General features: G+C 40.6%; 8 protein-coding genes, 1 tRNA gene and 1 other annotated feature. Of the genes, 6 read left to right on the top strand and 3 right to left on the bottom strand.

What is annotated here, in order from left to right; genetic code table 11:
* Positions 1 to 169: 169 nt before the first annotated feature.
* The gene (locus ACIFPW_RS07130) at positions 170 to 1,135 is read right to left on the bottom strand and encodes a YaaC family protein (RefSeq protein ID WP_430243129.1); all 966 of its coding nucleotides are present in this window, start codon (positions 1,133 to 1,135) and stop codon (positions 170 to 172) included.
* 116 nt (positions 1,136 to 1,251) lie between these two features.
* Between ACIFPW_RS07130 and guaB the strand changes: the two genes are divergently transcribed.
* The 6 genes from guaB (at position 1,252) to ACIFPW_RS07100 (ending at position 7,890) form a co-directional block, all read left to right on the top strand.
* Positions 1,252 to 2,709 carry an IMP dehydrogenase gene (guaB, locus tag ACIFPW_RS07125; protein ID WP_194222560.1) on the top strand — a complete coding sequence of 486 codons (1,458 nt, stop codon included), beginning with the start codon at positions 1,252 to 1,254 and terminating at the stop codon, positions 2,707 to 2,709.
* Positions 2,710 to 2,883: 174 nt separating this feature from the next.
* Positions 2,884 to 4,200, top strand: a complete 1,317-nt coding sequence (locus ACIFPW_RS07120; RefSeq protein ID WP_430243133.1) for a D-alanyl-D-alanine carboxypeptidase family protein — start codon at positions 2,884 to 2,886, stop codon at positions 4,198 to 4,200.
* 187 nt (positions 4,201 to 4,387) lie between these two features.
* The gene (pdxS, locus tag ACIFPW_RS07115) at positions 4,388 to 5,275 is read left to right on the top strand and encodes a pyridoxal 5'-phosphate synthase lyase subunit PdxS (protein WP_430243127.1); all 888 of its coding nucleotides are present in this window, start codon (positions 4,388 to 4,390) and stop codon (positions 5,273 to 5,275) included.
* Positions 5,276 to 5,347: 72 nt separating this feature from the next.
* Positions 5,348 to 5,941, top strand: coding sequence for a pyridoxal 5'-phosphate synthase glutaminase subunit PdxT (gene pdxT, locus ACIFPW_RS07110; RefSeq protein ID WP_430243125.1), 594 nt, complete (start codon positions 5,348 to 5,350; stop codon positions 5,939 to 5,941).
* A 66-nt stretch (positions 5,942 to 6,007) separates the two neighbouring features.
* Positions 6,008 to 6,212, top strand: a binding site (T-box leader).
* A 97-nt stretch (positions 6,213 to 6,309) separates the two neighbouring features.
* Positions 6,310 to 7,584, top strand: coding sequence for a serine--tRNA ligase (gene serS, locus ACIFPW_RS07105; RefSeq protein WP_430243123.1), 1,275 nt, complete (start codon positions 6,310 to 6,312; stop codon positions 7,582 to 7,584).
* 213 nt (positions 7,585 to 7,797) lie between these two features.
* Positions 7,798 to 7,890 (top strand) — tRNA-Ser (locus tag ACIFPW_RS07100).
* A gap of 135 nt (positions 7,891 to 8,025) precedes the next feature.
* Here the strand turns inward: ACIFPW_RS07100 and ACIFPW_RS07095 are convergent.
* The gene (locus tag ACIFPW_RS07095; RefSeq protein WP_194222563.1) at positions 8,026 to 8,694 is read right to left on the bottom strand and encodes a deoxynucleoside kinase; all 669 of its coding nucleotides are present in this window, start codon (positions 8,692 to 8,694) and stop codon (positions 8,026 to 8,028) included.
* Positions 8,691 to 9,332 carry a deoxynucleoside kinase gene (locus tag ACIFPW_RS07090; RefSeq protein ID WP_194222564.1) on the bottom strand — a complete coding sequence of 214 codons (642 nt, stop codon included), beginning with the start codon at positions 9,330 to 9,332 and terminating at the stop codon, positions 8,691 to 8,693. The genes ACIFPW_RS07095 and ACIFPW_RS07090 overlap by 4 nt, the downstream gene beginning before the upstream one ends.
* Positions 9,333 to 9,507: the final 175 nt, after the last annotated feature.

Genomic DNA, 9,507 nt, shown 5'->3' with positions numbered 1-9,507 from the left:
GTAGGACGTCGCTGGGCAACTAGGAGAAGCGAGAGACCTGAGGGTTTCTCGCTTTTTTGTATGGTTTTTTCGGTGTGTATTACCTAGCTGAATACCTAGGTCCTCCACGTTCGTCGAATAAATACGAACTACCTGTTTCAACTCCCTTTACATTACCAACGTACTGCGATCAACTTTTACCTCTCTTATTTAAAAACTCATATAGCAAATGCGGTATTTTTTCAGAAGTTACTTCAAGAAATTGTAGAATAAAAGGTAGATCTAATGACTCCTGAGTATGAAAAAGATCTCCCCACCATTCTGTCTCGTATCGGCAAATCATACTGAGGTTATATAAAATTAGATAGTGAGCCATTACCTCAGCAATAGGATTGTACTGACTACGTTCTGCCGGGAGGTAAAGAGTATTCCTATCATATAGGAAGGGGCGCCTCTGTAAACCTGCGACGGGGTCTTCCTTGAACTGCAAAGTAATGAAATCACGATTATGAGTAAGAACTTTTATTGAAGTATCCCCATGCTGCTGAAGGTAGGATTCAAAACGTTCTGCAGTCATATTTAACGTATCAAGAATACTTGCCTGAATAGTGAAAGAAGTGGAGGTAAGAGAAATCATTTTATAGCTCGTTACTTTACGAGTCAGCTTCTCAAATAATGGGCAAACTTCGGGTATAAGGGTAAGAAGATCTTCCATTTTATATTTCTCCCCTTCTACCTGTTTCACATGAAACATTTTCCTTGAAAAGTATTCAAAGAGTCCATTTTTTTGACCTTTTACTTCATCTTGCAAGAAAGCATAATGGCGTTTTTTTCTTTTTCGAGACGTAACGCCGTGTGCAAGAACATGTGTGTCACCCGGATAATTTGGATCAATTGTAATAAGACAAGCTTTTAACAGTTGAATCATCCCATAAAAAAGAAGGATAGGTTTTAGCTCTGCATCAGCAGTTGAAGCATGCCGATAATAGCGTTCGGCATATTCGATAAAATACATAAATCGATAACAGGAATCGTAGCTTTTACGTTCGGCATCCGGAAGTTCGATGTTAGAATAACATTCCTTTAAATATTGCTGAACATATGAGGCTGAGTGATATGCAAAGTTGTTTGAATGATAATGTCCAGAATATCCCATAGGAGCCCTCCATGTTTGATTATTCAAACTTATTCTATCTTTCTTGACAGTAGTTTAACCAATTGATAAGCTACTAATAAAATTTCGGACAATTCGATTAGAGGAGGATGAAAGGGATGTGGGAAACAAAATTCGCTAAAGAAGGGTTAACCTTCGATGATGTCTTATTAACACCAGCTTTTTCCGATGTACTACCAAGAGAAGTATCGGTGAAAACTCAATTAACGAAAGATCTTGAATTAAATGTACCGATTATTAGTGCTGGTATGGATACAGTAACTGAAGCGCCTATGGCTATTTCGATGGCAAGACAGGGTGGATTAGGTATTATTCATAAAAGCATGTCGATGGAGGAACAAGCTGAACACGTTGATCGTGTTAAACGATCTGAAAGTGGTGTTATTACTGATCCTTTCTTTCTCACACCAGAACATCAGGTATTCGATGCTGAACATCTGATGGGCAAGTATCGTATTTCCGGTGTTCCGATTGTTAATGAGGAACGCAAGCTCGTTGGTATCCTTACTAATCGTGACCTTCGTTTTATTGAAGACTACTCTATACAAATTAAAGACGTTATGACAAAAGAAAATCTTGTAACAGCTCCTGTAGGCACAACATTAAAAGAGGCTGAGCGAGTTCTTCAAAAGCATCGCATTGAAAAGCTTCCATTGGTTGATGATGATGGAACACTTAAAGGTCTTATAACAATTAAAGATATTGAGAAAGTTATTCAGTTTCCTCAGTCTGCTAAAGACAGCAGAGGCCGTCTTCTAGTTGGCGCTGCTGTAGGGAATACAACAGATGCTCTGAAGCGAGTTGAAAAACTAGTGGAGGCTGGTGTTGACGTTATTGTATTAGATTCTGCTCACGGTCATACAGAAGGCATTATGACAAAGGTGAGTGAAATCAAGAGCGCCTACCCTGATCTCCCAATTATCGCAGGTAATGTCGCAACTGCTGAGGGGACTAAAGCGTTAATTGAAGCCGGAGCCGATGTTGTGAAGGTAGGAATTGGGCCTGGTTCAATTTGTACGACTCGCGTTATTGCTGGTGTTGGTGTACCTCAAATCACAGCGGTGTATGAATGTGCAACAGAAGCACGCAAACATGGTATTAGTATTATTGCTGATGGTGGCATTAAGTTCTCTGGAGATATCGTAAAGGCGCTCGCTGCAGGTGGCCATGCAGTGATGCTCGGTAGTATCCTTGCAGGTGTTGATGAAAGTCCAGGCGAACGTGAAATCTATCAGGGTCGTCAGTTTAAGGTATACCGTGGAATGGGCTCGATTGGAGCAATGGAAAAGGGAAGTAAAGATCGTTATTTCCAGGAAAATATGTCTAAACTCGTTCCTGAAGGAATTGAAGGACGTGTTCCTTACAAAGGACCACTAACTGATACAATTCATCAGTTAATCGGTGGCTTACGTTCTGGAATGGGTTACTGTGGGACAAGAACACTTAACTCACTTCGTGAAGATAGCCAGTTCGTTCGAATAACGGGTGCAGGCCTTCGCGAAAGTCATCCACACGATGTTCAGGTTACGAAAGAAGCACCAAATTACTCTGTTTAAATAGTGCTTTAGACTGAAGTTATAACAGGTGTGTGACAAAAATAGCTTAATACTTTCGAAAAGTAGATAGGGGACTTTCCTCTATCTATTTTTTTAATTTTAGGTGTGATAGAATAGCGGTTATGTGAGACTTATTTGGAGGTGTAGGGGTTGAGAAACCTTGGTTTGAAAGCCATGATCGTAACTATGGCGATGGTATTATTACTAGCAGGAACATTTGGTGGAGGCAATACTGCAGAAGCAGCAGAGGCGCCCGACATCAAAGCAGAAGCATCAATCTTAATTGATGCAAATTCAGGAAAGATTTTATATCAGAAAAATCCTGAATTAACGCTCTCACCTGCAAGTATGACAAAGATGATGTCGGAATATTTAGTACTTGAAGCAATTAATAAAAACGAAATAAGTTGGGATGAAAAAGTTACAGTAAGTGATACGATCCAAAAGCTATCACAGAACCGTTCTCTTTCAAACGTACCACTTCGTGTGGGTGAACAGTATACAGTTAAGGAATTATATGAAGCAATGGCCATTTATTCGGCAAATGCTGCCACAATGGCGCTGGCTGAGCACGTTGCTGGAACAGAAGCGAAGTTTGTCGAAATGATGAATGCAAAAGCAAGAGAAATGGGTATGAAGGAATACAAGTTTGTTAATAGTTCAGGGCTGAACAACAAAGACCTACTTGGTAATCATCCTGCTGGAGACCCTGATGAAGAGAACATGATGTCCGCTCGTTCAACTGGACTTCTTGCTTATAACCTTCTTAAAGATTTTCCTGAAGTAATAGAAACCACTAGTACTCCAGAAAAGAAATTCCGCGAAGGTACAGATGATGAAATTACAATGAAGAACTGGAACTGGCTTCTTCCTTCACTTGTATATGCTAATAAATATAAAGTAGAAGGCATAGATGGTCTCAAGACCGGCTCTACAGACCTTGCTGGATTTGCTTTTACAGGAACAGCTAAACAAGGTGATATGCGATTAATTTCTGTTGTTATGAAAACTGATTCGTATGAAGCTCGTTTTGAAGAAACAGCTAAGCTTCTGAACTATGGATTTGATCAATTCCAGTCCCAAACAATCGTTACTAAAGGTGATAAAGCTGATGGTAATTCCATGGTTAAAGTTGTCAAAGGTAAGGAGAAAGAAGTTGGGGTCGCTGCAGGAGAATCTTTCAATGCAGTAACAGTGACGAATACGAAAGAACCATTTAAACTAAGCTATGAATACGATCAATCTCTTCTAACAGAAGATGGAGAACTAACTGCACCAATTAAAGAAGGCGATCAAGTTGGAAAAGTCGTCTTAAAATCAACCGGTGAAGACTTCGGTTACATAACAGGTGACAAGGGTTCTTCAGTACCTCTTGTAGCAACTGAATCTGTTGAAAAAGCAGGTTGGTTTACACTTACTATGCGAGCGATTGGTGGCTTCTTCTCTGGTGTATGGACTAGCGTAGCAGATGCTGTGAAAGGTCTGTTTTAATTAATAATATCAAGTATACTTGGAAAAAATACTCTTCGATGCGTTCATCGAGGAGTATTTTTCTAAATCTTTTATGAAATCACTGCACATGTGATAGGACAAGTCATGAAAAAATGTTACAATAAAAGCGTTTGATAGATGTCGTGTAACAAAGACGTTTCTAAGTATAGATATGGGAGGAATATAGATGAATCAACAAACAGGTACAGATCGTGTAAAACGTGGTATGGCTGAAATGCAAAAGGGCGGCGTGATTACGGACGTTGTCAATGCAGAGCAAGCTAAGATTGCAGAAGAAGCTGGTGCAGTAGCAGTAATGGCACTAGAACGAGTGCCATCTGATATTCGTGCAGCAGGCGGCGTAGCGCGTATGGCTGACCCTACAATCGTAGAGGACGTTGTGAATGCCGTATCGATTCCAGTAATGGCAAAATGCCGTATTGGTCATATTGTAGAAGCACGCGTTCTTGAATCAATGGGCGTTGACTACATTGATGAAAGTGAAGTTCTTACTCCAGTTGACGAAGAATTCCACCTTGATAAGCGCAAGTACACTGTTCCGTTTGTATGTGGAGCGCGTAACCTTGGTGAAGCACTGCGCCGCGTAGGTGAAGGTGCTGCAATGCTTCGTACGAAAGGTGAACCAGGAACAGGAAACGTTGTTGAAGCTGTACGTCATCAGCGTCTTATTCAATCCCAAATTCGTAAAATTTCAAGCATGTCTGAAGACGAACTGATGACTGAAGCGAAAAACCTTCAGGCGCCATTTGAGCTTCTTCTTCAAATTAAAGAGCTTGGACGTCTTCCAGTTGTTAACTTTGCTGCTGGTGGCATCGCAACTCCTGCAGATGCAGCACTAATGATGGAGCTTGGTTCTGACGGCGTCTTCGTTGGATCTGGAATTTTCAAATCGGATAATCCTGAGAAATTTGCTAAAGCTATTGTGGAAGCAACAACTCACTATCAGGATTATGAATTGATCGCGAATATTTCTAAGAACCTTGGTATCGCAATGCCAGGTATTGAAATTTCTTCACTTAAGCCATCAGACCGTATGCAAGAGCGCGGCTGGTAAAACATTGATTCCCCACCTGTGCAACATAAGGTGGGGTTCTTACTTAGATAAAGAGAAGGAGTCGAGAGAAGTATGGTGAGAGTTGGGGTCCTTGGACTGCAAGGTGCAATCCGAGAACACGTGAAAGCACTTGAAACAAAAGAAGCAGAAATCATTGTTGTGAAACGAGTAGAGCAACTCAAGGATTTAGATGGCCTCGTACTACCTGGTGGAGAGAGTACGACAATGCGTCGATTAATTGATCAATATGGATTTTTAGAGCCACTTAAAGCTTTTGCAGCTGAGAAGCCTATTTTCGGTACATGTGCTGGGCTAATTCTGCTTTCAAAGCATATTGAAGGAGTAGACGGATCGCATATTGGTGTTATGGATGTAAAAGCAAAAAGAAATGCATTCGGACGTCAGCGCGAAAGCTTTGAAGCGCCATTACCTGTTAAAGGATTAGTAGATGACTTTATCGGTGTCTTCATTCGAGCTCCGTATATCGAAGAAGTTGGAGAAGATGTTGAAGTGCTTGCTACGTTTAATGAAAAAATCGTAGCTGCACGTCATGGACGTTTTCTTGCGTGTGCCTTCCATCCAGAACTAACAGATGATGATCGCATGCATCAGATGTTTATTGATATGGTTTTGGAGTTTAAGAAAGAAGGACTTGCAACAGAGTAATTTTTCGTGTAAATTATTACGTACCAAGAAGAAGAGAATTCTTTTTCTGCATAAGACGAATGATAAACGAAAACGTTGACGGGAATTAGTAATAGATGTTCAATGCCAAGAGAGTCGATGTGTGGTGCGAATCGATCATTGAACCCTGTGAATCCATCCTTGAGTAGAATGCTGAATGAAGTAGGCTTTCTCGGAGCAGACCGTTATTCTGTTAAGAGGCAGACAATCGTCTGCAATCAGGGTGGCAACGCGGGTAGCTCTCGTCCCTTTATAGGGGACGGGGGCTTTTTTGTATTTAAATACACGTCTCTACACCACTATCCCTTCCGTTAACTCGTTTATTGTTCATTAAAAAAGGAGGAAAAAGCATGATCGATTTAAAGTATTTGCGTAAGAATTTTGAAGAAGTAAAAGTAAAGCTATCTAAGCGTGGGGAAGATCTAGTAGGTCTTGATCGTTTTGAAGAGCTTGACCAGCGAAGAAGAGACCTTATCGCTGAAACAGAACAGTTAAAAGGACAGCGGAATGAAGCTTCTAAAAACGTGGCAGCATTTAAACGTGAGAAGAAAGATGCTGATCACCTTATTAAAGAAATGCGTGAAGTTGGCGATAAGATTAAAACAATGGATGAAGAGCTTCGCAATGTTGAGACAGAGCTTGAGAAAATTCTTCTTCAAATTCCAAACATTCCGCATGACAGTGTACCTGTTGGTGAGACGGAAGACGATAATATCGAAATCCGTACGTGGGGAGAGAAAAATGATTTTGCTTTTGAAGCGAAGCCACACTGGGACATCGCAACTGATCTAAATATTATTAACTTTGAACGTGCTGCAAAAGTAACGGGTAGTCGCTTCGCATTCTATAAAGGTGTTGGAGCTCGTCTTGAACGTTCATTGATTAACTTTATGATGGACTTACATGAATCAGAGCATGGCTATGAAGAGATTCTGCCTCCTTACCTTGTGAACCGTGAGAGCATGACTGGGACTGGTCAGTTACCTAAATTTGAAGAAGATGCGTTCAAAATTAGGGAAGAAGACTATTTCTTAATTCCGACAGCGGAAGTTCCTGTTACAAATTTTCATCGTGATGAAATTATGGACGGAGAAGATCTTCCACTTGCTTACACCGCATATAGTGCTTGCTTCCGTTCTGAAGCTGGTTCTGCTGGTCGTGATACACGTGGACTGATTCGTCAGCATCAGTTTAACAAAGTAGAGCTTGTTCGCTTCGTTAAGCCTGAAGATTCTTATGATGAACTTGAAAAGCTGACTGGCCACGCAGAGAAAGTGCTACAGCTGTTGAACCTGCCTTACCGCGTGATGAGCATGTGTACAGGTGATCTTGGATTTACAGCAGCAAAGAAATACGATATTGAAGTTTGGATTCCAAGCTATGGCACATATCGTGAAATTTCTTCTTGCAGTAACTTTGAAGACTTCCAGGCACGTCGCGCAGGTATTCGCTTCCGTCGAGAAAAGAACGGTAAGCCAGAATTCCTTCATACGTTAAACGGATCTGGTCTTGCAATCGGAAGAACAGTTGCTGCAATCTTAGAGAACTATCAACAAGAAGATGGCTCTGTAATTGTTCCTGAAGTTCTGCGTCCATACATGGGTGGTCGTGAAATCATTAAATAGAAAATGATAAAGAGCAGAGGCATCTCTGCTCTTTATTTTTAGGATATAATCGTGTATAGTAAGGGGTGTTGATTTTCGGCGCGGTTTAACTGAAATGATCAACATAAGTAAGTAATTCAAATTCTTTTAAAAAAGTTTTGAGATATCGTTGACATTATTATAAGACGATGATATTATATTACTTGTCGCAGTTAGTTAATAACTTCTTCACACGGAGGAATACCCAAGTCTGGCTGAAGGGATCGGTCTTGAAAACCGACAGGGGCTTAGTCGCCCGCGGGGGTTCGAATCCCTCTTCCTCCTCCATTTACTAATTAATAACCAACGCGCATATAATTTGGAGATTATATTTCGACCGCTGTCATCGCCGACAGCGGTTTTTTCTATGTACTCATATTTTACGATAAGAAAAAAGCTATCCAACGGATAGCTTTTTTTAGATTATCTACTTAAAGAAGGGATTTGTTGAAATTTCTGTTCAATACGCTTTAAGATAAGTTCAACAGAGGATGGGTCGTTAACTAGATCATACTCATTGATATTTAAGCGGAGAATTGGACAGGCATTGAAACTGTCAATCCAATTTGTATAGCGCTCATACATTTCTTCCCAATATGCAGTTGGCGTTTGCTGCTCCATCGGACGGCCACGCTCTTTAATGCGATCAACGACATCATCAAATGATCCTTCAAGATAGATCATTAAATCAGGATGGGGGAAGAAAGGCGTCATCACCATAGACTGAAACAGATTCGTGTAAGTATCATAGTCAACAGCTGACATTGTTCCTTTTTCATAATGCATTTTTGCAAAGATGCCTGTATCTTCATAAATGGAACGATCCTGAACAAATCCTCCACCATATTCAAACATTCTCTTCTGTTCTTTAAAGCGCTCAGCAAGGAAATAAATTTGCAAGTGAAAGCTCCAACGTGAGAAGTCATTATAGAATTTCTCTAAATATGGATTGTTATCTACTTTTTCAAGAGAAGTCCTAAATTGTAAGGCGTTAGCAAGTGAGCTCGTAATGGTAGACTTCCCGACGCCTACCGTACCAGCGATTGTAATGACGGCATCCTGTGGGATGTTGTATTTTTCTCTGAGGTTCATTTAACAGGGTCTCCTTCTTTCAATGTTTTTTCGAGGGATTGGAAGATGGTGTGTAAATCATCTTGATTGGACACAAAATCCATCTCATCACCATTGAAACGGAGCACGGGAATATCAGGATGATGTGCTTCAAATTCTTGCATAAACCGTTCATAGTCAGAGGAAAGACGCTCAAGGTAAGCGGGATCGATGCTTTTTTCAATCTGTCTTCCACGTTGTGAAATACGGTTAAGCAGCGTTTCAAGGCTAGCATTTAAATAGATAATGACGTTCGGTTCGGGCATTCCTTCGGTTAGAATGTCATAAATCTTCATATATTTAGAAAAGTGCTTGTCACTAAGTGTCTGTTGGGCAAATATCTTATTCTTAAAGATGTGGTAATCGGAAATAACGGGAAGCTGTTTTGATAAATGATGCTTCTCCATTTCCTCTAACTGTTTGTATCGATGGCTGAGAAAAAACATCTCGGTTTGGAAGCTCCACTCTTCAATGTTGTCGTAAAACTTACCGAGAAAGGGATTCTCTTCTACGATTTCTTGAAAAAGTTCAAATTGATAATGAGCAGCAATCGCTCGAGATAGGGAGGTCTTTCCAACTCCGATGGGGCCTTCGACGGCAATAAATGGGGTCTGGTTCATACGTATCCTCCTCCGTCGTTTCCTATAGCAGACCTTGCTTATCTTTGAATAGACAAAGATTATTGTAGCATACACCACGAACTGTTGACAGGGTTAAAGGAAGCAAGTTAGAGGTAAATAAAGCCTGCCCGTTTGAAGCCTAAATGGAGTAGGGAATGACACTAATACAAAGGAG

The sequence above is a fragment of the Pseudalkalibacillus sp. NRS-1564 genome, from assembly GCF_050467905.1.
Classification (GTDB): domain Bacteria; phylum Bacillota; class Bacilli; order Bacillales; family Guptibacillaceae; genus Guptibacillus; species Guptibacillus hwajinpoensis_B.
The sequence above is the reverse complement of the archived record's forward strand: the minus strand, read 5'-3'. Positions and strand labels throughout refer to the sequence as shown.